This window comes from Nocardiopsis sediminis, from assembly GCF_042650565.1.
Taxonomy (GTDB): domain Bacteria; phylum Actinomycetota; class Actinomycetes; order Streptosporangiales; family Streptosporangiaceae; genus Nocardiopsis_B; species Nocardiopsis_B sediminis.
In genome coordinates, this window is record NZ_JBHSBH010000004.1 from 4,548 (window position 1) to 30,415 (window position 25,868).

At 74.4% G+C, this 25,868-nt stretch carries 22 protein-coding genes; 6 read left to right on the forward strand and 16 right to left on the reverse strand.

The window, feature by feature from the left end:
- Positions 1-35: 35 nt before the first annotated feature.
- The 9 genes from ACFOVU_RS04250 to ACFOVU_RS04290 all read right to left on the reverse strand — a co-directional run bounded on the left by ACFOVU_RS04250 (position 36) and on the right by ACFOVU_RS04290 (position 10,691).
- On the reverse strand, positions 36-1,112 hold the full coding sequence (locus ACFOVU_RS04250) for a prenyltransferase (RefSeq protein WP_378529973.1): 1,077 nt from the start codon (positions 1,110-1,112) through the stop codon (positions 36-38).
- The gene (locus tag ACFOVU_RS04255) at positions 1,109-1,861 is read right to left on the reverse strand and encodes a class I SAM-dependent methyltransferase (RefSeq protein ID WP_378531146.1); all 753 of its coding nucleotides are present in this window, start codon (positions 1,859-1,861) and stop codon (positions 1,109-1,111) included. Before ACFOVU_RS04255 ends, ACFOVU_RS04250 begins: the two co-directional genes overlap by 4 nt.
- On the reverse strand, positions 1,858-3,174 hold the full coding sequence (locus ACFOVU_RS04260) for a glycosyltransferase family 4 protein (protein ID WP_378529974.1): 1,317 nt from the start codon (positions 3,172-3,174) through the stop codon (positions 1,858-1,860). Before ACFOVU_RS04260 ends, ACFOVU_RS04255 begins: the two co-directional genes overlap by 4 nt.
- Positions 3,175-3,537: 363 nt before the next feature.
- Positions 3,538-4,449 carry an SDR family NAD(P)-dependent oxidoreductase gene (locus ACFOVU_RS04265; RefSeq protein WP_378529975.1) on the reverse strand — a complete coding sequence of 304 codons (912 nt, stop codon included), beginning with the start codon at positions 4,447-4,449 and terminating at the stop codon, positions 3,538-3,540.
- Positions 4,450-4,556: 107 nt separating this feature from the next.
- Entirely contained in the window at positions 4,557-5,573 is a 1,017-nt protein-coding gene (locus tag ACFOVU_RS04270; RefSeq protein ID WP_378529976.1) for an MBL fold metallo-hydrolase, read from the reverse strand.
- A 173-nt stretch (positions 5,574-5,746) separates the two neighbouring features.
- Complete coding sequence (locus ACFOVU_RS04275) at positions 5,747-6,919, reverse strand: lipid-transfer protein (protein ID WP_378529977.1); 1,173 nt, start codon at positions 6,917-6,919, stop codon at positions 5,747-5,749.
- Positions 6,916-8,337 (reverse strand): OB-fold domain-containing protein, encoded by a 1,422-nt coding sequence (locus ACFOVU_RS04280; RefSeq protein ID WP_378529978.1) that lies wholly within the window; start codon positions 8,335-8,337, stop codon positions 6,916-6,918. Before ACFOVU_RS04280 ends, ACFOVU_RS04275 begins: the two co-directional genes overlap by 4 nt.
- 10 nt (positions 8,338-8,347) lie before the next feature.
- Positions 8,348-9,514 carry an acyl-CoA dehydrogenase family protein gene (locus tag ACFOVU_RS04285; RefSeq protein ID WP_378529979.1) on the reverse strand — a complete coding sequence of 389 codons (1,167 nt, stop codon included), beginning with the start codon at positions 9,512-9,514 and terminating at the stop codon, positions 8,348-8,350.
- A 13-nt stretch (positions 9,515-9,527) separates the two neighbouring features.
- Positions 9,528-10,691, reverse strand: a complete 1,164-nt coding sequence (locus ACFOVU_RS04290) for an acyl-CoA dehydrogenase family protein (RefSeq protein ID WP_378529980.1) — start codon at positions 10,689-10,691, stop codon at positions 9,528-9,530.
- A gap of 280 nt (positions 10,692-10,971) precedes the next feature.
- Here ACFOVU_RS04290 and ACFOVU_RS04295 point away from each other — a divergent pair, with 280 nt between their 5' ends.
- Together ACFOVU_RS04295 and ACFOVU_RS04300 are read left to right on the forward strand one after the other, a co-directional pair.
- Positions 10,972-11,607 (forward strand): TetR family transcriptional regulator, encoded by a 636-nt coding sequence (locus ACFOVU_RS04295; protein ID WP_378531148.1) that lies wholly within the window; start codon positions 10,972-10,974, stop codon positions 11,605-11,607.
- 131 nt (positions 11,608-11,738) lie between these two features.
- A complete protein-coding gene (locus ACFOVU_RS04300; protein WP_378529981.1) occupies positions 11,739-12,896 on the forward strand; it encodes a steroid 3-ketoacyl-CoA thiolase in 1,158 nt (385 codons plus the stop codon).
- Positions 12,897-13,442: 546 nt separating this feature from the next.
- Here the strand turns inward: ACFOVU_RS04300 and ACFOVU_RS04305 are convergent.
- Complete coding sequence (locus tag ACFOVU_RS04305; protein ID WP_378529983.1) at positions 13,443-14,051, reverse strand: MerR family transcriptional regulator; 609 nt, start codon at positions 14,049-14,051, stop codon at positions 13,443-13,445.
- 113 nt (positions 14,052-14,164) lie between these two features.
- Here ACFOVU_RS04305 and ACFOVU_RS04310 point away from each other — a divergent pair, with 113 nt between their 5' ends.
- Positions 14,165-15,289: an NADH:flavin oxidoreductase gene (locus ACFOVU_RS04310; RefSeq protein WP_378529984.1), complete on the forward strand. Its 1,125-nt coding sequence runs from the start codon at positions 14,165-14,167 to the stop codon at positions 15,287-15,289.
- Here ACFOVU_RS04310 and ACFOVU_RS04315 read toward each other — a convergent pair.
- From ACFOVU_RS04315 to ACFOVU_RS04330, 4 genes are read right to left on the reverse strand one after another with little or no spacing between them, the layout of a single operon-like run.
- Entirely contained in the window at positions 15,264-15,977 is a 714-nt protein-coding gene (locus ACFOVU_RS04315) for a gamma-glutamyl-gamma-aminobutyrate hydrolase family protein (protein ID WP_378529986.1), read from the reverse strand. The genes ACFOVU_RS04310 and ACFOVU_RS04315 overlap by 26 nt on opposite strands.
- A gap of 14 nt (positions 15,978-15,991) precedes the next feature.
- Positions 15,992-16,756 (reverse strand): 3-oxoacyl-ACP reductase, encoded by a 765-nt coding sequence (locus ACFOVU_RS04320; RefSeq protein ID WP_378529988.1) that lies wholly within the window; start codon positions 16,754-16,756, stop codon positions 15,992-15,994.
- A gap of 26 nt (positions 16,757-16,782) precedes the next feature.
- On the reverse strand, positions 16,783-18,156 hold the full coding sequence (locus ACFOVU_RS04325; protein ID WP_378529990.1) for an aldehyde dehydrogenase family protein: 1,374 nt from the start codon (positions 18,154-18,156) through the stop codon (positions 16,783-16,785).
- A 17-nt stretch (positions 18,157-18,173) separates the two neighbouring features.
- Positions 18,174-19,538: a glutamine synthetase family protein gene (locus tag ACFOVU_RS04330; RefSeq protein WP_378529992.1), complete on the reverse strand. Its 1,365-nt coding sequence runs from the start codon at positions 19,536-19,538 to the stop codon at positions 18,174-18,176.
- Positions 19,539-19,829: 291 nt separating this feature from the next.
- On the opposite strand from ACFOVU_RS04330, the gene eat reads away from it, so the two are divergent.
- A complete protein-coding gene (gene eat, locus ACFOVU_RS04335) occupies positions 19,830-21,290 on the forward strand; it encodes an ethanolamine permease (RefSeq protein ID WP_378529993.1) in 1,461 nt (486 codons plus the stop codon).
- A 91-nt stretch (positions 21,291-21,381) separates the two neighbouring features.
- A complete protein-coding gene (locus ACFOVU_RS04340; RefSeq protein WP_378531150.1) occupies positions 21,382-22,134 on the forward strand; it encodes a FadR/GntR family transcriptional regulator in 753 nt (250 codons plus the stop codon).
- 47 nt (positions 22,135-22,181) lie between these two features.
- On the opposite strand, the gene ACFOVU_RS04345 is transcribed toward ACFOVU_RS04340, so the two are convergent.
- Complete coding sequence (locus ACFOVU_RS04345; protein ID WP_378529995.1) at positions 22,182-23,780, reverse strand: hypothetical protein; 1,599 nt, start codon at positions 23,778-23,780, stop codon at positions 22,182-22,184.
- Positions 23,781-23,943: 163 nt separating this feature from the next.
- The gene (gene nadA, locus ACFOVU_RS04350) at positions 23,944-24,942 is read right to left on the reverse strand and encodes a quinolinate synthase NadA (protein WP_378529997.1); all 999 of its coding nucleotides are present in this window, start codon (positions 24,940-24,942) and stop codon (positions 23,944-23,946) included.
- A 244-nt stretch (positions 24,943-25,186) separates the two neighbouring features.
- Between nadA and ACFOVU_RS04355 the strand changes: the two genes are divergently transcribed.
- Complete coding sequence (locus tag ACFOVU_RS04355) at positions 25,187-25,858, forward strand: NUDIX hydrolase (RefSeq protein WP_378531152.1); 672 nt, start codon at positions 25,187-25,189, stop codon at positions 25,856-25,858.
- The last annotated feature ends 10 nt before the right edge of the window (positions 25,859-25,868 follow it).

The following is a 25,868-nucleotide window of genomic DNA, read 5'->3' on the forward strand; positions in this document are numbered from 1 at the left end:
GGGGGCGGCCACCGCCGTTTCGCTTGCGCCGGTTCTCAGTGCACGAGCGCCGCGCATCCGCACGCGTCGGGGAACGGCGGCGCGGCCGCCGGCGGGGCGTCGGCGAACACCCCCGCCCCCGGTGTCGCGCCGCAGAGGGCGTCGGCGGCGAGGATGACGGCCGCCGCCGTCCACGTGCTGCGCTCCACCGGCCACAGCACGTCCTGCGCGAACTGGTAGCCGGTCCAGTAGGCGCCGTCGTCGGGGTCGCGCAGGTGCTGGACGTCGGCGAGCAGCCGGGTCGCCGTGTCGGTCTCGCCCATGGCGGCGAGGGCGAGGACGAGTTCGGAGGTCTCGGCCCCGGTCACCCACGGCTGGTCGTCGACGCACCGGATGCCCAGCCCGGGGACCACGAACGTGTCCCAGCGGGTGTCGATGCGCTCCTTGGCGGCGGGGCCGCGCACGGCGCCGCCGAGGATGGGGTAGTACCAGTCCATGGAGTAGCGGGAGCGGTCGGCGAAGAGGGGTTCGTGGTCGGCCACGAGGTGGCCCAGCTGCGCCGCCGCCAGTTCCCAGTCGGGCTGGGGCCGGCCGAGCCGGTCGCCGAGGGCGGCCGCGCACCGCAGGGCCTGGTGGATGCTGGCGCAGGCGGTGAGCAGCGCGTGGTCGCCGGGGGCGCCCCCGGGGTCGCGCGCCCATTGGATCTCGCCGCGGCCGGTGCGCAGGCCGAGGGCGAAGTCGATGCCGCCGCGCACCATCGGCCACATGTCCCGGGCGAAGTCCTCGTCGCCGGTGATGAGCAGGTGGTGCCATATCCCCACGGCGGGGTAGGCGGCGTGGTTGGCCTCCCGGACGGGGGCGGCGACCCGGTGCTGGCGGATCTTGGCGGGCCAGGATCCGTCGGCGCCCTGGCGGCCGGCCAGCCAGCGGTAGGCGTCGCGGGCGGCGGCGGTGTGCCCGGTGGCGCTCAGCGCCATGGCGCATTCGACGTGGTCCCAGGGGTCGAGGTGGCCGCCGGGGAACCAGGGGATGGCGCCGTCGGGGGTCTGGCAGTGGAGTAGGTGGCCGGCGGACCGGGCGATGTCGTCCGCGCTGAGGACGCCGGGGAGTTCGGGGAGGTCGGGTGAGTTCATACGCCGTCCCCTGCGCCGGTGCCGGCCGCCGGGCCGCCGGGCGGTTTGCGCAGGTAGACGACGACGCTCTTGCCGATCACCGGGTTGAGCACCCGTTCGGTGATGCGGGTGAGCCGGGGGGCCTTGAGGATGTCCCACACCAGCATGCGGTGGTAGGCGGCGACGAGCGGGTGGGTGTCGTTGCCGGTGCCCACGGCGCACTTGATCCACCAGTAGGGGGAGTGCAGGGCGTGGGCGTGGTGGTGCGGGCCGATCTGGAAGCCGGTGGCCTTGAGCTTGGCCTCGAGTTCGGCGCGGGTGTAGATGCGGATGTGGCCGCCTTCGACGGTGTGGTAGTCCTCCGACAGCGCCCAGCACACCCGTTCGGGCAGCCAGCTGGGGACCGTGACGGCGGCGATCCCGCCGGGCCGGAGCACGCGGTAGAGCTCGGCCATGGCCGCGGTGTCGTGGGGGAGGTGCTCGAAGATCTCGGCGGCGACGATGCGGTCGAAGGAGGCGTCGTCGAACGGCATGTCGAGCGCGTCGCCTTTGACGGTGTCGGCCTCGGCTCCGGCGGGGGCCTCGCCTTCGGCGCGCATGGCGGCGAACATGGCGGCGACGTCGGCGAGGTCGTTCTCGTTCTGGTCGAAGGCCACGATGTCGGCGCCGCGGCGGTAGATCTCGAAGGCGTGGCGGCCGCCGCCGCAGCCGAGGTCGAGGACGCGGTCTCCCGGGCCGACGGGCAAGAGGGTGAAGTCGACGGTGATCAGTGGTGGCTCCTTCGGGTCGTACGGGTCGCGGGTGCCGGCCGGGGCCGCCGGTGCGGCCGCGGGGAGGAGGCGGCGATGGACTCGGCGTACCGGCGCGCGGTGGCGTCGGCGACCGCCCGCCAGGTGAACCGGGCCTGGACGCGTTCCAAGGCCGCGGCGCCCATGCGGGCCCGTTCGGCGGGGTCGTCGAGGAGGGCGCCGACGGCGGCGGCGAGCTCCTCGGGGTCTCCGGGGGTGATGAGGCGCCCGGTGTCGCCGCCGGTGCCGACCACCTCGGGGATGGCTCCGGCGCGGCTGGCGACGAGGGGGGTGGCGCAGGCCATCGCCTCGACGGCGGGCAGGGAGAACCCCTCGTAGAAGGAGGGGACCACCGCGACCTCGGCGGAGGCGAGGAGGCGGGCGAGTTCGCCGTCGTCGATGCCGCTGACGAAGGTGACGCGGTCGCGCAGGCTCAGCTCGTCGACGAGCAGGTCGGTGGGTCCTCCGGCGCGGGGGCGGCTGACGACGGTCAGGGAGACGTCGCGTTCGGTGGCGAGTTTGGCGGTGGCGTGCAGGAGGGTGGCGACGCCTTTGAGGGGGCTGTCGGCGCTGGCCACGCAGACCAGCCGGCCGGGGACGCGTTCGACGTCGGGCCGGGGGTGGAAGGTGCGGGTGTCGACGCCGAGGGGGACGACGTCGATGGCGGAGCGCTGCACGCCGAACTCGCGGACGATGTCGTCGGCGGAGGAGCGGGAGGGGACGAGGATGGGGCGCAGCCGGCGGGCGACGCGTCCCTGCATGCCCACGAAGCCGTACCACCGGCGCTTGGACAGCCGCTGCCAGCCGGTGGCCTCCTCCAGCTCGATGCGGCGGTCGACGGTGATGGGGTGGTGGATGGTGGTGACCATCGGGAACCCGGCGGCCTGGAGGCCGAGCTGGCCGTAGCCGAGGGTCTGGTTGTCGTGGAGGACGTCGAACTCGGCGCGCCGGCGGTAGAGCTCGCGCAGGGCGCGCAGGGAGAAGGTGAGGGGTTCGGGGAACCCGGCGGTCCACATGGTGCCGACTTCCAGGGCGTCGATCCAGTCGCGCCATTCGCGCATGGGTGGCGCGACGAAGGGGTTGGCGTCGTTGTAGAGGTCGAGGCTGGGGACCTTCTCCAGGATCACGCCCTCATCGAGGTCGGGGTAGGGCTGGCCGGAGAAGACGCTGACCCGGTGGCCGAGCGCTGCCAGCTCGCGTGAGAGGTGGCGGATGTAGACCCCCTGTCCGCCGCAGTGCGGTTTGCTGCGGTAGGAGAGGAGGGCGACGCGCAGGGGGCGGTCGGTGTTCGGCATGTGGTTGACCCATCGGCGGGATGTGGTGGGTGAGGGGTGCGGCGGTGGCCGCGGGCGGGGCGGCAGGGGCGCGCCGGTGAGCCCACTGCGGGAGGAGGGGCCGCCGCTGTCGGGCGGCGGTGGGCGTGCGGGGTCCGGGCGGGCCGGCGGGCGTCGCGGGGGGTGGTGCTGTTCCGGCCGGCAGGGTCACTCGTCACCTCGTTCGTCGCTCGCGGTGGTGGCGGCCACCGCGGGTCGCGCGTGCCCCGAAAGTTACCCAGCAGTTTAATATGTGGTCCCTGTGCCCGAATTGTCGCCTACCCGGATCTTATGCCGGATGCGGGCGGTGGAGACGGGTCGTGGTCGCGCTGCGTCGGCATGCGGTCACGCCAGCTTCTCGACGTCGGCGCAGACGAAGCCGTGTTCGGGCAGGTCGACGGGTGCAAGCGCGGCGGCCACCTGGTCGGCGGCCCGCCAGCCGCCCTCGGCGCGGACGGCGGTGGCGACCGAGGGCGGGGCCATGACGCCGATGACCCCGCCGTGCACGACGAACACCTGGCCGGTGACGTGCCCGGCGGCGGGGGAGGCGAGGTAGCCCACCAGCGGGGCGACGTGCTCGGGGCCCAGGGGGTCGGGGCCTTCGGCGGGCGCGGGTCCGAAGACCTCGCCGGTCATCGCGGTGCGGGCCCGCGGGCAGATGGCGTTGGCGGTGACCCCGTAGCGGGCCAGGGCGTGGGCGGAGCTGGTGGTCAGCGCGGCGATGCCGCCCTTGGCCGCGGCGTAGTTGGCCTGGCCGGGGGAGCCGAGCAGGAACGCCTCGGATGCGGTGTTGACGATGCGCCCGTAGCCGGGGCGGCCGGTGCGCTTGGCGGTGTCGCGCCAGTGGCGGGCGGCGGCGCGCGACGTGCTGAAGTGGCCTTTGAGGTGGACCCGGACGACGGTGTCCCAGTCGTCCTCGCCCATGTTGAACAGCATCCGGTCGCGGGTGAGCCCGGCGTTGTTGACCAGGATGTCGAGCCGGCCGTGGGTGGAGAGGGCGGCGGCGACGAGCGCGGCCCCGTGTCCGGTGTCGGCGACGTCGCCGGTGAGGGCGGTGGCGTGGCCGCCGGTGGCGGTGATCTCCTCGGCGACGCCGTGGACGGTGTCGCCGAGGTCGTTGAGGACGAGTGCGGCCCCCTGCGCGGCCAGGGCGAGTGCGTGGGCGCGGCCCAGGCCCTGCCCGGCGCCGGTGACGACGGCCACCCTGCCGTCGAGCCGGGTGGTGGAGGCGGTCGAGGTGGGTCCGGTCGTGGTCATGGGCGCTCCCGCGCGAACGACGAACTATGTAGAACGCGTTCTAGTATGGGCGCTCCGGGGGAGTTCGGAAAGGTGTGACCCGTTACCGGAGGTGGCGGGGCGGGCGCTCAGTTCCGGGCGGTGGGAGCGGTCCATTCCAGGACGCCGCCGGGGGCGGTGCGGCGCAGTGCCCGCCCGCGGCGCTCCAGGGTGCGCAGGTGGGCCGCCGTCTCCGAGGCCGCCATGCGGCGGGCGTGCACCGGCAGGTGCGCCCAGCCGCGCTGCCAGGGCAGCGCCGCCGCCAGTTCCCACAGGGTCGCCGGGTTGCGGCCCAGCAGCGCGGCGAGGAGGTCGAGCTTGCGCTCGTGGTGGTCCATGATCTCGGCGGTGCGCGCGGCGATGCCGGTGAATCGGTGCTCGTGGGCGGGCAGCGCCTCGGCGGAGCCGACGTCGTCGTGGATCTGCGCCAGCGAGTCGAGGAAGGCGCCCAGGGGGTCGCCGGAGGCGTCGTCGAAGGGGTAGAGGCCGATGTGGGGGGTGATGCGGGGCAGGACGTGGTCGCCGGTGAACAGGTGGTCGCCGTCCTCCAGGTGGAGGCAGATGTGGCCGGGGGAGTGCCCCGGGGTCCACACCACCCGCAGCTTGCGGTCGGGCAGGTCCACCAGGTCCCCGTGGGACAGCGGGCGGTCGGGCAGGGCGGGCGGGTCCAGGCGGGGGCCGAGCTCGGTGTAGGCCGCGATCTCCTCGGCGGAGGCCCCGGCCGCGCGCAGCTGGCCGGTCTCCAGCCGGCTCTGCGCGGCGGGGTCGAGCGATCTGATGTGGCGGACCATGTCGACATCGGCGTGGTGCATGGCGATCCAGGCGCCGGAGGCGTCGCGTACCCGCCCCGCCAGGCCGGAGTGGTCGGGGTGGAAGTGGGTGACCACCACCCCGCGCACCTCCGCGATGCCGGTCCCTGCGGCCGCCAGGCCGTCGGTGAGGGCGCGCAGGGAGTCCTCGTGCTCCCACCCGGCGTCGACCAGGACCGGGCCCTGTGCGCTCTCCAGGACGTAGACGAGGGTGTAGCCGAGCGGATTGCCGGGGATCGGCACGGGCACGCTCCACATGCCGTTGCCCAGATCCTCCACCGGTGGCATTTCGCGCATGGGCCCCCGCCTCTCAGAAAAATGGGTCCGCAGCCGGAACCGAATTCCGTTCTAGAATACGTTCCACTTCCGCGTGCCGGACGGCGGGAGGGCACCGGTGCTCCCAGAAACGCGGGCCCGACGGCGGCGATCACCCCCGGCACGGTCGTGCCGGGGGAAGGGGCCGGCCGATGTCAGTCGCGGCTGAGGATCAGGCCGCTGGTGGGGACGCCCGTGCCTGCTGTGACGAGGGTGTGGTCGACGCCGGGTACCTGGTTGGCCGCCGTACCCCGCACCTGGCGTACCGCTTCGGCGATCCCGTTCATCCCGTGGATGTAGGCCTCGCCGAGCTGGCCGCCGTGGGTGTTGACCGGCAGTCGGCCGCCGATCTCCAGGCCGCCGCCGGCGGCGAAGTGCCGCGCTTCGCCCCGTTCGCAGAACCCCAGCTCCTCCAGCTGGGCCAGCACGAACGGGGTGAAGTGGTCGTAGAGCACGGCGGTGGCGATGTCGGCCGGGCCCAGCCCCGACTGCCGCCACAGGCCCTCGCCCACGACGCCCATCGCGGGCAGGCCCGCCATGTCGTCGTCGTAGAACGACGCCATCATCATCTGGCCCGGCGCCGACCCCTGGGCGGCGGCCGTGATGACCGCCGGGGGGCGGCGCAGGTCGCGTGCCCGCTCGGTGGAGGTGACCACCAGCGCCACCCCGCCGTCGCTCTCCTGGCAGCAGTCCAGCAGGTGCAGGGGCTCCACCACCCAGCGCGACGCCTGGTGCTCCTCAAGGGTGATGGGGCGGCCGTGGAACCACGCGGCCGGGTTGGTGGCGGCGTGGCGGCGCGCGGCCACCGCGACCCGGCCGAAGTCCTCGCTCGTGGCCCCGTAGGCGTCCATGTAGCGGCGGGCGCACATGGCCACCCACCCGGCCGGGGTGGCCAGCCCGAACGGCACGTGCCAGCCCATCTCCAGCCCCTGGGAGGAGGGCGCCCGGTGGGTGCCGGGGGCGGCCCGGCCGAAGCGGTGGCCGCTGCGCTCGTTGAATGCGCGGTAGGCCACCACCACGTCGGCCTGCCCGGTGGCCACGGCCATGGCGGCCTGGGCGACGGTCGCGCAGGCCGCGCCGCCGCCGTACTCCACCCGGCTGAAGAACCGCAGCGGGCCGGCGCCGATCTCCCGGGCCACCGCGATCTCCTGGCTGGAGTCCTGGGTGAAGGTCACCATGCCGTCGACGTCGGCGGCCGATAGCCCGGCGTCGTGCAGGGCGGCCACGGTGGCCTCGGCGGCCAGCCGCAGCTCGCTGCGGCCGGACTCCTTGGAGAACTCGGTGGCCCCGATGCCCGCGATCGCGGCGGCGCCGCTCAGCCCCGTCATGCGTCCCCTTCCCGGGGTCCGTGCCCGCCGGGGCCGAGGGTGACCGTGCCCGTCACGTGGGGCCCGGCCGAGGTGGTGCCGCGCACCGCGACGGTGGTCCGCTCGTCGTCGCCCGTCCCCGTGCGTGCGGTGACCTCGCCGCCCAGGACCAGGGTGTCGCCGGCGTAGGCGGGGGCGCCGAGCCGGATCGCCGATGCGTGGACGTGGGCGCCGGGCCCGGCCCAGTCGGTCACGAAGCGCTGCACGAGCCCCTGGGTGGTGAGGATGTTGACGAACACGTCGGCCGAGCCTTGGGCGCGCGCGAGGTCGGGGTCGTGGTGCACGTCCTGGAAGTCGCGTGTGGCCAGCGCCATGGCGACGACCGAGGTGCGCGACAGGGGCAGCCGCAGCTCCGGCAGCGGGGTGCCGGGGCCGCCGCCGGGGTCGGGGGCGCGCCGCCACTGCGGCAGGACGAGGTCGGGGGCGACGCGCTCGAACTCGACGCGCACGGCCATCCCCGAGCGGACGCGGCCGGGGTCCGTCCCCACCACGTTGCCCACCACGCGCACCCCCTCGGGCAGCGCCACCACGGCCACCGCGAACGGCGCCGTGCGGCCGGGGATGGGCGGGTGATGGTGCACGACGTGGCTGTAGACCGTGCCCTCGCCCGAGGCGACCACGTAGCCGCGGTCGGTGGAGTGGCAGTGGGGGCACATCGGGCCGGGCGGGTGGCGCAGGGCGCCGCAGCCGGCGCAGCGCTGGATGCGCAGCTCGCCCGCCTCGGCGCCCGCCCAGAAGAAGTCGGTGTCGGGGCTGCGGGCCGGGCGCAGCGGGTAGTCGGCGGCGTCGGCGCCCTGGGCGGAGGCAGCGGGCGGCGGGGGAGCGGGCGCGCCGTCCCGGGCGGGCCGGAACTTCAGGATGCGGAACAGCATCTCGCCGACCCGTTCCCCCTCGCGATCGCTGTACCAGGTGGTGTACCAGGTCAGGAAGTACCCGGTGCCCATGGCGGTGCGCTTGGGGCCGGTCAGGCCGCCGAACCGGGTGGCCGACCGCAGGTGCTCGCCGGGGTGCAGGTAGCGGTCGTAGGTCTGCTCGCAGTCGGTGGCGACGACGCCGCGGTACCCGGCCGCGTCGAAGCAGGCGAGGAGGTCGTCCACGGCGCTGCCCCCGGCGGCCTCCGGCGCGCCGTAGCCGCGCATCGTCCACACCTGGAGCATCGCCGGCGGGGCGACCACCCCGCTGTGGCCCGCCCGCTGCGCGGCGCCGGCGTCGAGGTAGACCGGGCAGGCGTCGCCCATGGCCTGGACCCAGTGGCGGATCATGGGGGTGTTGACCGGGTCGGGCGCGGGGCCGCCGTCGACCTCGCCGCGGTCGCGGGCCGCGGCGGTGAGCGCTTCCAGGCGCTCGTCCAGGGCGGGTCCGGTGGTCTCAGCGGTCACGGGGGCCTTCCTAACGGGGGGCGCGGGGCAGGCCGAGGCCGAGGGTGGCGATCAGCTCGCGCTGCACCTCGTTGACGCCGCCGCCGAAGGTCATGACCAGCGACCCCTTGGCCCCGGTGTCCAGGCGGGCGAGCAGGTCGCGGGTGCGGGGGTCGGCGGTGTCGCCGAAGCGGGCCACGGTGTCGGCGATCAGGCGCGGCACCTCTTGGAGGCGCTCGGACCCGTAGACCTTGTTGGCCGAGGCGTCGGGGGCGCCCAGCCAGCCGGTGTCGATGGAGGCGGCCACCTGCCAGTTCAGCAGCTCGTTGACGCGCAGGTAGGCGTGCACGCGGCCCAGGGCCCGGCGCACGGCGGGCTCGTCGGCCGGAGGCGGGCCGCCGCCGGCGGGGACGGCCGTGGCCCAGTGCAGGAACCGGTCGTAGAGGTGGGCGATGTTGCCGGAGGGGCCCAGGGTGAGCCGTTCGTGGTTGAGCTGCTCGGTGATGAGCCGCCACCCCTGGTTCACCTGGCCCACCACACGGTCGGCGGGCACGTGGACGTCGGAGTAGTAGGTGGTGTTGGTGTGGTGGTGGCCGTCGGCGGTGACGATGGGGGTCCAGGAGAACCCGGGGTCGGCGGTGTCGGCGATCAGGATCGAGATGCCCTTGTGGCGCGGGGCGTCGGGGTCGGTGCGCGCGGCCAGCCAGATGTGGTCGCTGTAGTGCGCGCCGGAGGTGTAGATCTTCTGCCCGTTGACGGTGAAGCCGCCGTCGGCGCCGCGGACGGCGGTGGTGCGCAGCGACGCCAGGTCGGTGCCTGCCTCGGGCTCGGTGTAGCCGATGGCGAAGTGGATCTCCCCGGCGAGGATGCCCGGCAGGAACGCCTCCTTCTGCTCCGGTGTCCCGTAGCGCTGGAGGGTGGGGCCGACCGTTTGCAGCGTGACCAGGGGGTAGGGCACCTCGGCGCGCGTCACCTCGTTGACGAAGATCTGCTGCTCCAGCGCGCCCAGGCCGCGCCCCCCGTACTCGGCGGGCCAGCCCAGGCCGAGCATGCCGTCGGCGCCCATGCGCCGGATGACCCGCTTGTAGACGTCAGGGTCGGTGGGTGCGGCGCGCTCCTGCGGTGTCATCGCCGTGGCGAAGTACTCGCGTAGCTCGTCGCGGAGTTTGCGCTGCTCGTCGGTGAGGTCGATGAACATGCCGGCCCCCTGGCTAGGCGTGGGCGTGGACGGGGGTGTCGCGCACCGCGAGGTCGCCGAGCGCGTCGAGGCGGGCCTCGGTGCCGCCGAGGAGGCGGGCGGCCCATGCGGCGGTGGAGAAGTGGCGGTGCAGGGGGTAGGAGGCGTCGACGCCGAGGCCGCCGTGGAGGTGCTGGGCGGTGTAGAAGGCGTCGTGGGCCTGGTCGGTGATGAGCAGTGCGGCGGCGGCGAGGACGGCGTCGGTGTCGTGCTCCCCGGAGGCGGGGGGCGCGTCGATCCGCCAGGCGCCGGCCCACATGGCGGCGTCCAGGGCGCGGGCGGCGACGTAGATGTCGCCGACCTTCATGGTGACGGCCTGGAGTTCGGCGAGGGAGCGGCCGAACTGGCGGCGGGTGCGCACGTGCTCGGTGGTGAGGGCGAGGGCGGCGGCCAGCGCGCCGGAGACGGTCGCGGCCAGGCCCGCCAGGGTGCAGCGGCGCAGGGTGCGGGCGGCGGCGCCGGTGGTGTCGCCGCCGAGCAGCGCCTCTGCGGGGACCCGGGCGCCGTCGAGGCCGACATGGGCGGCGGTGATGGCGGCGCCGGTGGGTTCGGGGGTGAGGGTGAGGCCGGCGGTGTCGCGGGGGACGAGCAGGACCCCGGTGCCGCCGCCGTCGAGCCGTGCGGGGACGAGGATCGTGTCGGCGTCGGCGGCGTGGGGGACGGAGACCTTGGTGCCGGTGACGACGAGGCCGGCGCCGTCGCGGACGGCCGTGGTGGCGGGGTCGGCGGGGTCGTGGCGGCCGGGCTCGGCCACCCCGGCGGTGAGGATGCGCCGCCCGGCGGCCACCGGCGCGAGTGCGGCGCGCTGTGCGGCGGTGCCGCACAACGAGACGGGCAGCGCCCCCAGGGCCAGGGTGGCCAGCGCGGGGACGGGTGCGCCGCGCGCCGCGGCTTCGCGCAGCACGATGGCGGCCTCGACCGCGCCGCCGCCGGTGCCGCCGGCGTCCTCGGCGAGTGCGGCGCCGATCAGCCCGGAGCGGGCGACGGCCGCCCAGATGCCGGTGTCGTGGCCGGGCGCCGGTGCGGAGCGGGCGCCGGGGTCGTAGGGGCGCAGCCGCTCGGGGGTGGTCTCGCCGTCGAAGACGTCGGTGGCGAGGCGGCGCAGCTCCTCCTGGGTCGGGTCGAGGGCGAAGTCCATCACAGGCCTCCCGTCCGGCAAAGTAGAACAGATTCTATTCGGCGTTGCGCCGCGGGGGAAGAGGGCGGCGCGTGAGCCCTCTGCGGCGCTTCAACATCGTGTAACGGGGACGTGTCCGCTGTTGTCGAATCCGGATGGCGTAGGGGATCCTTGGATAACGTGTTCTTATGAGCCGGCCGGGAACGCGCGCGGGGGGCGCGTCCGACGCGGTCCGGCGCATCGCCGTGATGGGGAGACGGGGGCGGACATGCCCGCGGATGACGACGAGGGGAGACGTGCCGTGGGGGTCCAGGCACCGGTCGGAGTGCGGTCGCGAAGCCAGAACCAGCGCCGGAAGCGGATCGTGCAGACGGCGGCGGCGCTGGCGCTGCGCGGCGGCGTCGAGGCCATGCAGATGCGCGCCGTGGCCGAGCGCGCCGGTGTCGCGCTGGGCACGCTCTACCGGTACTTCCCGTCCAAGATGGACCTCGTCGTCGCGGTGGTCACCGAGGAGCTCGACCTCCTGGAGAACAGCATCAGCCGCAGGCCGCCCGGCGACCCCACCGCAGCGGGGCGCGCGGTCGACGTCCTGATGCGGGCCACGCGCGGCCTGATGCGCGAGCCCGAGCTCGCCGACGCGCTGGTGCGCTCGCTCATCCTCGCCGAGGTCAAGACCGAGCTGGGCGCGCGCATCACCGACCTCCTCTGGCGCGTGGCCGGGCACACCCCCGGGGCACCGGAGGGCGGCGCCCCCGAGGGCGAGCCCGACCGCGACGCCCCGGGCTACGTGCTGGTCGGCTCGCTGGCGAGCATCTGGATCTTCGAGCTCCTGGAGATCCTCAAGGGCCACCGCGACCTCGACCAGGTCCGCGCCCGCCTGGAGATCGCCGCCGCCCCCCTCCTGGCCGGCTTCGAGGACGCCCCCGCCGCCGGGTGATGCGGCCCCGCGCGGGCTGCAACCGTGAACCGGGGGAGAGTGACCGACCCCACGTTCGCGCCGCTCCGCCCCCTGTCGGAAAAAATAGAACAGGTTATAGTTGGGACTCCGCGGCGCCTCGGGAGGCGGACATGGGAGACCCGGTCATCGTCGAAGCCGTCCGTACCCCCATCGGGCGCAGGCGCGGGTGGCTGGCGGGGGTCAAGCCCGTCGCGCTGCTCGCGCGGGTCCAGCGGGCGGTGGTCGAGCGGGCCGGGATCGACCCCACCGAGGTCGGCCAGGTCTTCGCCGGGTGCGTCACCCAGGGCGGTGAGCAGGGCAACCACATCGGGCGGCACGCATGGCTCTACGCCGGGCTGCCGTGGCAGACCGGCGCCACCACCCTGGACGCCCAGTGCGGGTCATCGCAGCAGGCGGTGCACGTGGCCGCCGCGATGATCCGGGCCGGCGTGGTCGATACGGCCGTGGCCTGCGGGGTGGAGGCCATGAGCCGGGTGCCCCTGGGGCGCGCGGTGCTGCCCGACGACCCCCGGCCCGGCGACTGGACGGTGGACCTGCCCGACCAGTTCACCGCCGCCGAGCGCATCGCCGCCCGGCGCGGGCTCGGCCGCGCCGACCTGGAGGCGTGGGGGGTGCGCTCGCAGGAGCTGGCCGCGGACGCCTGGGCGCAGGGCCGCTTCGACCGCGAGACGGTGGCCGTCGACGCCCCCGTCCTCGACCGCGAAGGCGCCGCGACCGGGGAGACACGGCGGGTCACCCGCGACGAGGGCCTGCGCCCCACCACCGCCGACGGCCTCGCCGCGCTGCGCCCGGTGGCCGAGGGAGCGCTGCACACCGCCGGGACGTCCTCACAGATCTCCGACGGCGCGGCCGCGGTGCTGCTGATGAGCCGGGAGCGGGCCCGGGAGCTGGGCCTGCGCCCCCGGGCCCGGCTGCGCGCCCAGGCGCTGGTGGGGGCCGAGCCGCACTTCCACCTGGACGGCCCGGTCCGCGCGACCGAACGGGTGCTGGCCTCGGCCGGGATGGCCCTGGACGACATCGACCTGGTGGAGGTCAACGAGGCGTTCGCGTCGGTGGTGCTGTCCTGGGCGCGCGTGCACCGCCCCGACCCCGGCCGGGTCAACGTCAACGGCGGCGCCATCGCCCTCGGCCACCCCGTGGGCGCCACGGGCGTCCGGCTGGTCACCACGGCCTTGCACGAACTCGAACGCCGGGACGCCGCGAGTGCCCTGGTCACCATGTGCGCGGGGGGAGCGCTGGCCACGGCCGCGGTCCTGGAGCGCGTCTGACGACCAGGGCTGGGACTGGTGAGCGCCCTTGCGGCGTCGTGGGGTGACAACGGACGCGGTGCGCACCACCGCGTCCGGTTCGCTGCGAGCGGCGACCTGCCCGGAAACACCGGTCCCGACCGCTGATCTGGCGGTATGTCGCGGACCGAGGGAACGCACCCCAATGTCGCGAATCCGAGGCGGCCGGGGCCGGTAACAGAATGGCCGGGATGGCGCCCGATCCATCGCCCTGGCCCGCGATCCCCAGGCTCGTCTGCACGCAGAGGAGGAACCGGTGACCCACGCCAGCCGCTTCCCAGGTGGCAACGCATTCGAGAGCGCTTCTGCGCCGGCGTTCGCGGACTTCCGCGCCATGGCGGCCGGGCGGCCGGCGCCGCCCGCGCCCTGCGAGCGGTGCCTGCACCGGACCTGCCGCGACCGGCGCGCGGCGCGGCAGCCCCGGCTCAACGGCCACCGCGTCGAGTTCGCCCCCGAGCACGGCAAGGCATCGGCGCTGGAGCGCCGCCTGCCCGGCATCGTGGTCTGGTTCGGCGAGGCCACCCACGCCTACTGGGCGCTCACGTCCAGTGGGCTGGTCGAGATCGAGGACATCGATGCGCTGGGGTCCGTGGGGTCAGTGGGGCCTATGGGGTCTTTGGGACCAATGGGTCCCGAGGGGCCACCGGGATCCCCCGCGGTGCCCGCCGCGCGCGAAGCCCCCGACTCCGCCGGGACGGCCCCGCCCTCGCGCCGCACCCGCCGCTTCGGCGGGCGCATCGGCGGAGCCGACGCCGACCCCCCTCTGGCGGACCGGGGGACACAGGTCCACTCCTGAGACGGCGCGATGGTGCAGGCGATGACGGTGTCGAGCCGGTCGCGGGCGTCGAGGAGGCCACGGACCTGGCCGTCGATCCGCTCGCGCTCGTGGTACAGCCGCTCGAGCAGATGGGGGGCCTCCTCGCCGGCCTCGATCCATGGCAGCAGGCCCTGGACCACCGCGCTCGACAGTCCCGCCGCATACAGCTCCTGGATCACCACGACCCGCTGCACGGCGCTCTCGGCGTAGATCCGTTGCCCGCTGCTGCTGCGCTGCGGGATCAGCAGGCGCTTCTCCTCGTAGTACCGCAGCGACCGCACGCTCACGCCAGTGCGCGCCGCAAGTTCGCCTATGCGCATGAGGCCCCCTGTGGCTCGGGACACAGAACTTGCATCTCACGTCAATGTGAGGTTTTAGCGTAGCGCCCGCACGCCGCGCGTTCTGCACGGCCGAACCGAGCGAGGAGCTTCGCGTGTCCCCCAGCAGCACAGAAATCCCTGCGGCCGCGTCCCTGGCCCGCCCGTTCACCCTGGGCGGGCTCACCCTGGCCAACCGCATCGTCATGGCGCCCATGACCCGCTATTTCTCGCCGGGGGGCGTCCCCGGCGACGACGTCGCGGAGTACTACGCCCGCCGCGCAGCCGGCGGAACCGGGCTGATCATCACCGAGGGCACCTACGTCGGCCACGCCTCGGCCGGGCTGAGCGAGAGGATCCCGCGCTTCCACGGCGACGCGGCCCTGGCCGGGTGGGCCAACGTGGTGGAGCGGGTCCACCGTGCCGGCGGCCGGATCATGCCCCAGCTCTGGCACGTCGGCATGGTCCGCTCCGCGGGCGACCCCCCGTTCCCCGAGGCGCCCGCCATGGGCCCCTCCGGCACCGCCCTGGACGGCACCCGCCGCGGCCACACGATGACCCTGGCCGACATCGACGCGGTGATCGGCGCCTTCGCCGGCGCCGCCGCCACCGCCGAGCGCCTGGGCTTCGACGGCATCGAACTGCACGGCGCCCACGGCTTCCTCATCGACCAGTTCCTCTGGGCGGCCACCAACCGCCGCGGCGACCCCTACGGCGGGGACCCGGCCTCCCGGGCGCGCTTCGCAGCCGACGTCGTGGCCGCCTGCCGCGCGGCCGTCTCCCCCGGCTTCCCGATCGTGTTCCGCACCTCCCAGTGGAAGGCGGACAACTACGATGCCCGGCTCGCCGAGACGCCCGCGGGCCTTGAGGCCGTCCTCGCCCCGATCGCCGAGGCCGGGGCCGACGCCTTCCACGCCTCCACCCGGCGCTACTGGCTCCCGGAGTTCACGGGGTCGGACCTCAACCTCGCGGGCTGGGCGAAGAAGCTCACCGGCAGGCCGTCGGTCACGGTCGGCTCGGTGGGCCTCGACGCCGATGTGGTCCCGGCCTTCAGCGGCGACCAGCAGACGCGGGTGACCGGCATCGACCGCCTCCTCGACCGCATCGAGCGAGACGAGTTCGACCTCGTAGCGGTCGGCCGCGCCCTGATCGCCGACCCCGAATGGGCCGGCAAGGTCCTCACCGGGCGCACCGGCGACACCGTGCCCTTCTCCACTACCCAGCTGGCCGCCCTGCGCTGATCTCCGTCAGCCAGCGGAAGACGCTCGGGTCCGCCCCCATCTCGGGGTGCCACTGGACGCCGAGGAGGTGCGGGGCGGCCGGGCACTCGACGGCCTCGACGGTGCCGTCGGCCGCCCACGCCGTCGCGCGCAGGCCGGCGCCCACGGTGTCGACGGCCTGGTGGTGGTAGGTCGCCACCTCCAGTTCGGTGCGCCCGTGCACCCGCGCCGTCAGGCTGTCCGGGGCGACCCGGACCGGGTGGGTGCCGAAGACGCCGGGGGTCGCGCGGTGCTCGGAGGTGGCGACGACATCGGGCAGATGCTGGTGCAGCGTGCCCCCGTAGGCGACGTTGAGCACCTGCATCCCCCGGCAGATGCCCAGCACCGGCAGCCCGCCCGCCAGCGCCGCCTCCAGCAGGGCGAACTCCGCGGTGTCGCGGTCGTCGAGCACGCCCGCGGTGCGGTCGGAGGCGGCCGCGCCGTAGCGGGCGGGGGCGATGTCGCCCCCGCCCGCCAGGACCAGCCCGTCCAGCCCGGCGGCCGCGGCGGCCACCCCCGCCACCACCGGCAGCAGCACGGGGGCGGCGCCGGCCGCGGCCACCGCGTCGGCGTAGGCCTGGGGGAGCAGGGTCGCCGGCATGTCCCATGCCTCGCCCCAGCGCGCCTGCTCGCGGTAGGCGGTGATCCCGATGACCGGTGGCACTGGCATCGCGTCCTCCCATCCTACAGCGGTGTCACGTAGGCGCCGGAGATTCCGCCGTCCACGAGGAAGTTGCTCGCCGTGATGAAGGCGGCGTCGTCGCTGGCCAGGAACGCCACCGCGGCGGCGATCTCGTGGGCCTCGGCGAACCGGCCCAGGGGCACGTGCACCAGGCGGCGCGCGGCGCGCTCGGGGTCCTTGGCGAACAGCTCCTTCAGCAACGGGGTGTTCACCGGCCCCGGGGAGAGCGCATTGACCCGGATGCCCTCGCGCGCGAACTGCACGCCCAGCTCACGGCTGAGCGCCAGGACCCCGCCCTTGCTGGCGGTGTAGGAGATCTGCGAGGTCGCCGCCCCCATTGTGGCCACGAACGACGCGGTGTTGACGATGGCGCCCCGGCCCTGGGCGCGCATGTAGGGCAGCGCGTGCTTGCAGCACAGGTACACCGACGTGAGGTTGACCTCCTGCACGCGGCGCCACGCCTCCAGGCCGGTGTCGAGGATGGAGTCGTCGTCGGGCGGCGAGATCCCGGCGTTGTTGAAGGCGACGTCCACGCTGCCGTAGGCGGCGTGCGCGCTCGCGTAGACGCCCTCCACCGCCTCGGGGTCGGTGACATCGGCGCGGATGAACATCCCGCCGGTCTCCTCGGCGACCGCCGTGCCGGTGGCCTCGTCCAGGTCCACCGCGACGACGGTGGCGCCCTCGCCGGCCAGCCGCAGCGCACTCGCCCGGCCGATCCCGCTGCCCGCGCCGGTGACGACCGCCACGCGGCCCTCGAACCTCTGCATCCCTGTGCCTCCCATGCCGTTCGCGGTCAGGTGTCGTCGGAGAGGAACACCGTCTTGGTGTCGCTGAACCCCTCCAGCGCGTCGGGGCCCAGCTCGCGCCCGATCCCCGACTGCTTGACCCCGCCGAAGGGGGTCCAGTAGCGCACCGCCGAGTGCGAGTTGACCGACAGGTTGCCGGCCGCAACGCCCCGGGCCACGCGCAGCGCCCGCCCGATGTCACGCGTCCAGATCGAGCCCGCCAGCCCGTAGGGGGTGTCGTTGGCCAGGCGCAGTGCGTCGTCCTCGCCGTCGAACGGCAGGACCGACACCACGGGGCCGAAGATCTCCTCGCGGAACGCGGGGTCGGCGGCGTCCGCGGGCATCAGCACGGTCGGCGGGAACCAGAACCCGGGGCCGCCGGGGGCGGTGCCGCGGAAGGCCACCGGCGCGCCGTCGGGGACGTAGGAGGCGACCTTCTCGCGGTGGGCGGCGGAGATCAGCGGCCCCATCTCGGTGCCGGGGTCGCGGGGGTCGCCGACGGCGACGCCCTTCACCGCGGGCTCCAGCAGCTCCATGAAGCGGTCGAACACCGGGCGCTGCACCAGGATGCGGGAGCGCGCGCAGCAGTCCTGGCCGGCGTTGTCGAAGACGCCGTAGGGCGCGGTGGCCGCCGCCCGTTCCAGGTCGGCGTCGGCGAAGACGATGTTGGCGCTCTTGCCGCCCAGCTCCAAGGTCACGCGCTTGACGTCGGCGGCGCAGGCGGCCATGATCCGCTTGCCCACGGCGGTGGAGCCGGTGAAGGCGATCTTGGCGACATCGGGGTGGCGCACCAGCCGCTCGCCGGCCACCGGCCCGGCGCCGGGGAGCACCTGGAGCACGCCGTCGGGCAGGCCGGCCTCGCGTGCGAGCTCGCCGATGCGGATCGCGGTCAGCGGGGTCAGCTCCGCCGGCTTGACGATGACGGTGTTGCCCGCCGCCAGCGCCGGGGCCGCGCCCCAGGCCAGGATCGGCATCGGGAAGTTCCAGGGGACGATCACCCCCACCACGCCCAGCGGTTCGGCGAAGGTGACGCTCCACCCGCCGGGCACCGGGATCTGCCGGCCCGCGGCGCGCTCGGGGGCGGCCGCGTAGTAGGTGAACACGTCGCGCGCGTTGGCGGCCTCGCCGCGGGCCTGCGCGCGGGGGTGGCCGGCGTTGCGCACCTCCAGGTCGGCGAGCTCGTCGATGCAGGCGTCGATCCGCTCGGCGACGGCGCGCAGCAGCCGCGCCCTCTCTCCGGGGGCGACGGCCCGCCACGAGGGGAAAGCCGCCCGGGCGCGCGCCACGGCGTCGTCGGTCTCCTCGACGGAGGCCAGGGCGACGGAGGCGACCACCTCTTCGGTCGCCGGGTCGATCACCGGATGGCCGGCCGGTGCGTGCATGTGCGGGTCCCTCCCGTTCAGAGCCGCTCGAAGCCGCGGTAGAGCTCCCAGTCGGTGACGGCGGAGTCGAAGGCGGCGAGTTCGACCCGCGCGTAGTTGGCGTAGTGGTCGACGACGTCGTCGCCGAACGCCTCGCGCGCGAGCTCGCTGTTCTCCCACAGCTCCAGCGCCTCGCGCAGGGTGGTGGGCACGGTCGGCGCGTTCGAGGTGTAGGCGTTGCCGGTACAGGGCTCGCCCGGCTCCAGCCCTTTGTCGATGCCCTTCAGCCCACCGGCGATCAGGGCGGCGACCGCGAGGTAGGGGTTGACGTCGCCGCCGGGCACCCGGTTCTCCACGCGCAGGCTCCCGCCGTGCCCGACCAGCCGCAGCGCGCAGGTGCGGTTGTCGACGCCCCAGGCGACCGAGGTCGGCGCGAAGCTGCCGGGCACGTAGCGCTTGTAGGAGTTGATGTTGGGCGCGAGGAACAGGGTCAGCTCCCGCAGGGCCGCCAGCTGGCCGGCGAGGAAGTGGCGGCCGGTGGCGGACAGGCCCTCGCCCTCGGCCAGGACGGGGGCGCCGTCGTCGCCGCGCAGGGAGATGTGGATGTGGCAGGAGTTGCCCTCGCGGGCGTTGGGCTTGGCCATGAAGGTGATCGACGCGCCCTCCTGCGCAGCGATCTCCCTGGCACCGTTGCGGTAGACGTTGTGGTGGTCGCAGGTGCGCACGGCCTCGTCGAAGCGGAACGCGATCTCGTGCTGGCCGAGGTTGCACTCGCCCTTGGCCGACTCCACGTAGAGCCCGGCGCCGGTCATCTCGTTGCGGATGCGGCGCAGCAGCGGCTCGACCCGCGCCCCGCCCAGCACCGAGTAGTCGACGTTGTACTGGTTGGCGGGCGTGAGGTCGCGGTAGCCGCGGTTCCAGGCGTCCTCGTAGGAGTCGCGGTAGATGATGAACTCCAGCTCGGTGCCGACCATGGCCCGCCAGCCCCGTTCGGCCAGCCGGTCGGTCTGGCGGCGCAGGATCTGGCGCGGCGACACCGCCACCGGGGAGCCGTCGTGGCGGTGCAGGTCGGCGGTGACCATTGCGGCGCCCTCCTGCCAGGGGGTGCGGCGCAGGGTGGCGAGGTCGGGGACCATCGCGAAGTCGCCGTAGCCGGTCTCCCAGGACGATGAGGCGTAGCCGCCGACCGTGTTCATCTCGACGTCGACCGCGAGCAGGTAGTCGCACCCCTCGGTGCCGCCGTGCAGCACCTCCTCGCAGAAGAACCGGCCCGAGAACCGTTTGCCCTGCAACCGCCCCTGCATGTCGGTGAAGGCGACCAGGACGGTGTCGATCGCGCCCGACTCCACGTCGGCGCGCAGCCGTTCCACCGTCAGTGCGGGACCGCGGTCGTCGGTGTGCACCTGGGGCTCCTCTCGCCGGGCCACGGGGGCACCGCGGCGGCCTTTAAGGTCCAGGACCAGACCATTGGTCGGATGGAAGCACGCGGCGCGCACAGATGTCAATGGAGCGGCCGGGCCGAAACGAGCCGGAAAACCCTGCGTAACCCGAGATGACGGCGGCCGGGGAGATCCTGGTGACGGGTGGTTCCCACCCCTTGACAGGCGTCCGGCGGCGGGCGCATAGTCGCGGAACCATAAGCCAAAGGACCGACCTTATACCTTTCCCCTCCGTCCTCCGAGTGAGGAGCGCCCATGCCCGACGACACCACCGGCCGCCCCGTCCACGTCCAAGGCGCCGAATACGCCCGCGAGAGCACGGAGTACCTCGACCAGCGCCGGCTGCGCCGCGGCGCAGCCGGGTGGGTCCTGCTCGCCGGCCTCGGCGTCGCCTACGTCATCTCCGGCGACTTCGCCGGCTGGAACTTCGGGCTCGCCGAGGGCGGCTGGGGCGGGCTGCTCATCGCCACGCTGCTCATGGGGGCCATGTACCTGTTCATGGTGCTCGGCCTGGCCGAACTCGCCTCGGCCCTGCCCACCGCGGGAGCGGGCTACGGCTTCGCGCGGCGGGCGCTCGGGCCGCTCGGCGGGTTCGCCACCGGAACCGCCATCCTGATCGAGTACGCCATCGCCCCGGCCGCGATCGCCGTCTTCATCGGCGGCTACGTCGAGGCGCTCGGGCTGTTCGGGATCACCAACAGCTGGCCGGTCTACCTCGCCTGCTATGCCGTCTTCGTCGGCATCCACCTGTGGGGCGTGGGGGAGGCGCTGCGGCTGATGTTCGCGATCACCGGGGTGGCCGTGGTCGCGCTGGTGGTCTTCGTCGTGGGCATGGTCCCGGGGTTCGACCCCGCCAACCTGTTCGACATCGCCCCCACCGGCGCCGCCGGCGCCAGCGCGTTCCTGCCCTACGGCTTCGCCGGGGCGCTGGGCGCGTTCGTGTTCGGGATCTGGTTCTTCCTGGCGGTCGAAGGGGTGCCGCTCGCCGCCGAGGAGGCCCGCGACCCCAAGCGCGACATGCCCCGCGGGATCATCGGCGCCATGGTCGTGCTGCTGGTCACCGCCACCCTCATGCTGGTGCTCGCACCGGGCGGGGCGGGGGCCGCCCTCATGGCGGAGTCGACCAACCCCCTGCCCGAGGCGCTGCGCAGCGTCCACGGCGACGACACCGTGCTGGCCGACATCGTCAACTACATCGGCCTGGCCGGCCTGGTGGCCTCCTTCTTCTCCATCATCTACGCCTACTCCCGCCAGCTCTTCGCTCTCTCGCGCGCCGGGTACCTGCCGCGGTGGCTGTCGGTCACCGGCAAGCGGCAGACCCCCTACATGGCGCTGATCGTGCCGGGGACCATCGGATTCGTCCTGGCCACCGTCGTGGCCAATGGCGACCAGCTCATCAACATCGCCGTCTTCGGCGCCACGGTCTCCTACACGCTCATGATGGTGTCGCACATCGTCCTGCGCCGCCGCGAACCCGGCCTGGCCCGCCCCTACCGCACCCCCGGCGGGGTCGTCACCACCGGTACCGCCCTGGTGCTGGCGCTGTGCGCGGTCGTCGCCACGTTCTTCGTGGACATCGTCGGCGCGCTGATCACGGCCGGGATCTTCGCCGTCTTCCTCGCCTACTTCTGGTTCTACTCCCGCCACCGCCTGGTGGCCAACGCGCCCGAGGAGGAGTTCGCGATCCTGGAGCGCGCGGAGTCCGAGCTCAACTGAGCAGGCCGCCTACTGTTAGGAGTGTGCGGGGCCCGATCAGCGGGCGCCCGATGCAGGGGGCGACGTGCAGCAGACAGAGGACGGTGTGGGCGTGTCCGAGGGGCGGGCCGGATCGGGCGCGGAGTCCGATGAGCCGGTGGCCGACGCCGTCTTCCGCCCGGTGCGGGCGGGCAACGCGTTCGAGGAGACGGTCGAGCGGCTGCTCGCCGCCATCAAGCTCGGTGTCGTGGCGCGCGGGGAGCGCTTCCCCGCTGAGCGCGACCTCGCGGTGCGGCTCGGGGTCAGCCGCATCACCCTGCGCGAGGCCATCCGCGCGCTCCAGGAGTCCGGCTACGTCGAGTCGCGCCGGGGCCGCTTCGGCGGCACCTTCGTCACCTACATCCCCCCGCGCCCCAGCCGCGACGAAGTCCGCCGCCAGCTGCGCGCCATGGGCGGCGAACTGGAGGACCTGTTCACCTTCCGCCAGGTGCTGGAGGTCGGCGCCGCGGTCCGGCTGGCGGCGGCCGGCCTCACCCCCGGCCAGGAGCAGACCCTGCTCGCCCGCCTGGCCGAGGCCGACGACGCCACCATCGACGACTACCGCCGCCGCGACACGGCGTTCCACCTCACCATCGCCGAGCTCACCGGCTCCGCCTCCCTCACGGCGGCCCTGGCCGAGACCCGGATGAAGCTCAACGAACTCCTCGACGCGATGCCCATGCTCGCCAAGAACCTGGAGCACAGCCGCGTGCAGCACATCGCGATCGTCGACGCCATCCGCGACCGCGACCCCGAGGCCGCCCGCACGGCTGTCACCGAGCACGTCGACGGCACCACGGCCCTCCTGCGCGCCTTCCTCGGCTGAGATTCACGGAGGGCCCCGCCGGGCCACGACGCGGGCCCGGCGGTCCGTCATCCCCTCGGGAGGAACAGGCCCGTGAGGTCGTCGAAGAAGCGGCCGACCGGGCTGCGCGGCTCCTCGGGGGCGTCGCCCTCGCCGGGCGGCGCCTCCTCCGGTGGCGACGGCGCGGCCGGAGGCTCGGGGGAGGGGCTGGGGGAGGCCGTGGGCTCGGGGGCGGGGTCGGCCGGGGCCGTGTCCGCCGGGGGGATCGCGGGCGCGTGCTCCTCGCCGTTGTCGGCGGGGGGCACCGTCTCGGCCGCTTCGGCCGCCGCCTCACCCGGAACGCGCGACGCGCCGGGCTCGTGTGAGGGGTGGGGGGCGTGGGCGGGGTCGGAGATCGTGGAGTCGCCGTCGTCGCCCGCGATCGGGAAGGGCAGGACGCTGCCGGGCATGCCGGGATCGACCGTCTCGCCGCCCCCTTGGCCCAGCAGCGCCATGGCGCCCCACGTGGCGGCCAGGATGACCGCGCCGATCAGCCCGGCGCCCGCCGGCCCCAGCCGCCGGGGCGGGTCGTCGTCATCGGGCCCGGCGTGCGGCGAACCGAGTTCGGCGATCTGCTCGGGCGGGCCTGCGGCGACGTCGCGGGTGGTGATGCGGTCGGCGGGCAACGCCCGCCGGCTCCCGGCAGGTATGGCGGCCGTGGCCCGGGAGTCGCTGTCGAGTGCGGTCATGTCCTCGTCGGTATCGTCGTCGGTCCGCGTTCCGTCCTCGTGCCCGGATCCGCAGTTGCCCGCGGTTCCGCTCGCGGCTCTGGACCCGGCCTCGGCGGCGACCGGTGCGGGCCGGGCCGTTCCGGCCGGCTGTGCGCCGGCCACCGGTGCGGGCCGGTCGCGGTGCAGCGGGTAGCCGTCGGCGTCGAGGGGGGCCAGCGCGGTCGCCGCCGCCCGGCGCTCGGGGCCGCCCAGCGGGCTCGCGCAGTCGCGCAGGACGACGGAGCGCAGCGTGGCGGGCGGGCCGGGCGGGTCGAGCGCGGCGAGGAACGCGCGCACGGTGCGCTCCGCGCCGACGTCCCCGCCGGCGCCCTCCTCGGTGCTCCCGGCGCCTTCGGTGTTCTCGCCGGGCGCGGCGGCCGGCGGTGCGGGCAGCGCGGACAGGGTCTCGGCCGCGCGGGCGATCGCCGACGCGCAGAGCTCCCGTGCCGTCTCCTCGGCCAGGCCGAGCAGCCGGGCGATGTCCCCGGGCGCCAGCCCGTGGCGCAGGCGCAGCTCCAGGAGCTCGCGGTGGCTGGGCGGCAGCCGCCGCGCCAGCTCGACGGCGGGCTTCTCGCTGTCGGCCGTGGCCAGGTCGGCGTAGGGCGAGCGCGGGCTGAACCCGCGCAGCCGCGCCGCGGCGCGGGCCAGCGCGAACAGCCACGGCCGCAGTTCGCCCGGCCCGTCGTCGCCCAGTTCGGGCGCGACGTGCGCGGCGGCGAGCAGCGCGTGGCGCACGGCCGCGCCGGCCCGATCGGGCTCCTCGCCCTGGTCGGGCCCCAGCAGGGTCCAGCAGTAGCGGTACAGGTCCGGGGCGAAGGCGTCGTAGCAGCGGCGGTGGCCGCTGCCGGTGCGCAGCAGCGCCAAGACCTCCGCCCCGGTGTCGGCATGGTGACGCCCGATATCGGCGTGCGTTGTCACGTCCCCTCCCAAAAGCGCGACACGCGTACTCCGGCGGGCACCGCAAGCGTGGTGATAAGCCGGAGTTGTCCGGATCACGCTAGCGATCTCCAGGGGTCGGCACCTGGGATGCGGTTGAGCTGTGGCCGGAGGGTAAGAATTATGTCACCTCCCGAGGGCCAGGTCATTCGCCTCCGCGAGACGGCGAGCCGATTTCCACCATCCGCTCCACCGAACGGCGCGCTTTCGACGCGGTGGCCGCGTCGACCGTGATCTCGGTGGTGCCCGCGCGCAGCGCGCCCAGCAGCTTCTCCGCCGTGATCATCTTCATGTAGTGGCACTCGGCGCGCGGGTTGACCGGCTCGAAGACGGTCGTGGAGTTGGCCGCGCGCAGCTGGTGCAGCATGCCCGTCTCGGTGGCGATGAGGACCTTGCCGGCCGTGGTGCTCTCGGCCGCCGACAGCATCCCGCCCGTGGACAGCACCTTGACGCGCTCCTGGGGCACGGCGCCCGACCCCACCAGGTACAGCGCCGAGGTGGCGCAGCCGCACTCGGGGTGGACGTAGAGCTCGGCGCCGGGCTCGGCGGCGACCCGCTCGCGCAGCGTGGCGCCGTCGATGCCGGCGTGCACGTGGCACTCGCCCATCCACACGTGGATGTTGTCGCGCCCGGTCACCCGCTTGACGTGCGCGCCCAGGAACTGGTCGGGCAGGAAGAGGATCTCGCGGTCCTCGGGGATGGACCGGATGACATCGGCGGCGTTGGAGGAGGTGCAGCAGATGTCGGTCTCGGCCTTCACCGCCGCGGTCGTGTTGACGTAGGCGACGACGACCGCATCGGGGTGCTCGGCCCGCCAGGCCCGCACGTCGTCGGCGGTGATGGTGTCGGCGAGGGAGCAGCCGGCCTCCGGCTCGGGGAGCAGCACGGTCTTCTCGGGGGAGAGGATCTTGGCGGTCTCGGCCATGAAGTGCACGCCGCAGAAGACGATGGTGCTCGCCTCCACGCTCGCCGCCAGCCGCGACAGCGCCAGGGAGTCGCCGGTGTGGTCGGCGACGTCCTGGATCTCGGGCCGCTGGTAGTTGTGCGCGAGGATGACGGCGTCGCGCTCCCGGGCCAGGCGGCGGACCTCGGCGGCCCACTCGTGTCTGGTCATGGTGTCCGCCGGGGCGGTGACCGGTGCCATGTGGTGTTTCCTTCGGCCGTGGCGCCGCCCGGTGGAGCCGTGCGGCGGCCTCCTGGCTGTGGGCGATCCCCCACTGCCAGTTAATGCCTTTCAGGCAAAAACTCCACGCAGCCTAACATGGTGACTCATGGGAGGGACAGGGGCGGACATCGACGGCATTGACGGCATCAGCGACGGCGGCGGCACCCCCGTCGGCCACGCCACCGGCGCGGCCGACGGCCCGGCGGAGCCGCGGCTCGCCGCCATGGCCGCCCACGAGGTCCTGGCCGTGGTCCTCCAGATCCGCGACGACCGCCTGAGCGTGCTGCTGTGGCGCCGGGCCCGGCCGCCCTTCGAGGGCCGCTGGGTGCTGCCCGGCGGCCGGCTGGGCGACCTCGAAGGCCTCGGCGAATCCGTGCGGCGCCAGCTCGCGCAGAAGGTCGATGTGCGTGATCTCACCCACCTGGAGCAGCTCGAGACCCGCGGCGAACCCGACCGCCACCCCTACGGCCGCATGCTGGCCACCGCCTACCTGGGGCTGGTCCCCGCCGGCATCGACCCCGTCATCCCGTGCGACACGAGCTGGCACCCCGCATCCGACCTGCCGCCCATGGGCTTCGACCACGCCGCCATGGTCCACTCCGGGCGCCGGCGGCTGCGCGCCAAGCTGTCCTACACCAACGTCGGCTTCGCGCTCGCCCCGCCGGAGTTCACCATGTCGCAGCTGTCGCGCTACTACCGCGCCGCGCTCGGCCACGACGTCGCCGCCACCAACCTGCGCCGGGTGCTCCTGCGCCGCGGCCAGATCGAGGAGACCGGCCGGTCCGTCCCCTCGGGGCGTTCCGGCGGCCGCCCCGCCGCGGTGTTCCGGTTCCGCACCCGCCGGCTGGAGATCACCGACGCCTTCGCGGTGCTGCGCCCGCCGCCCGAGGACTGATCGCCGGTGG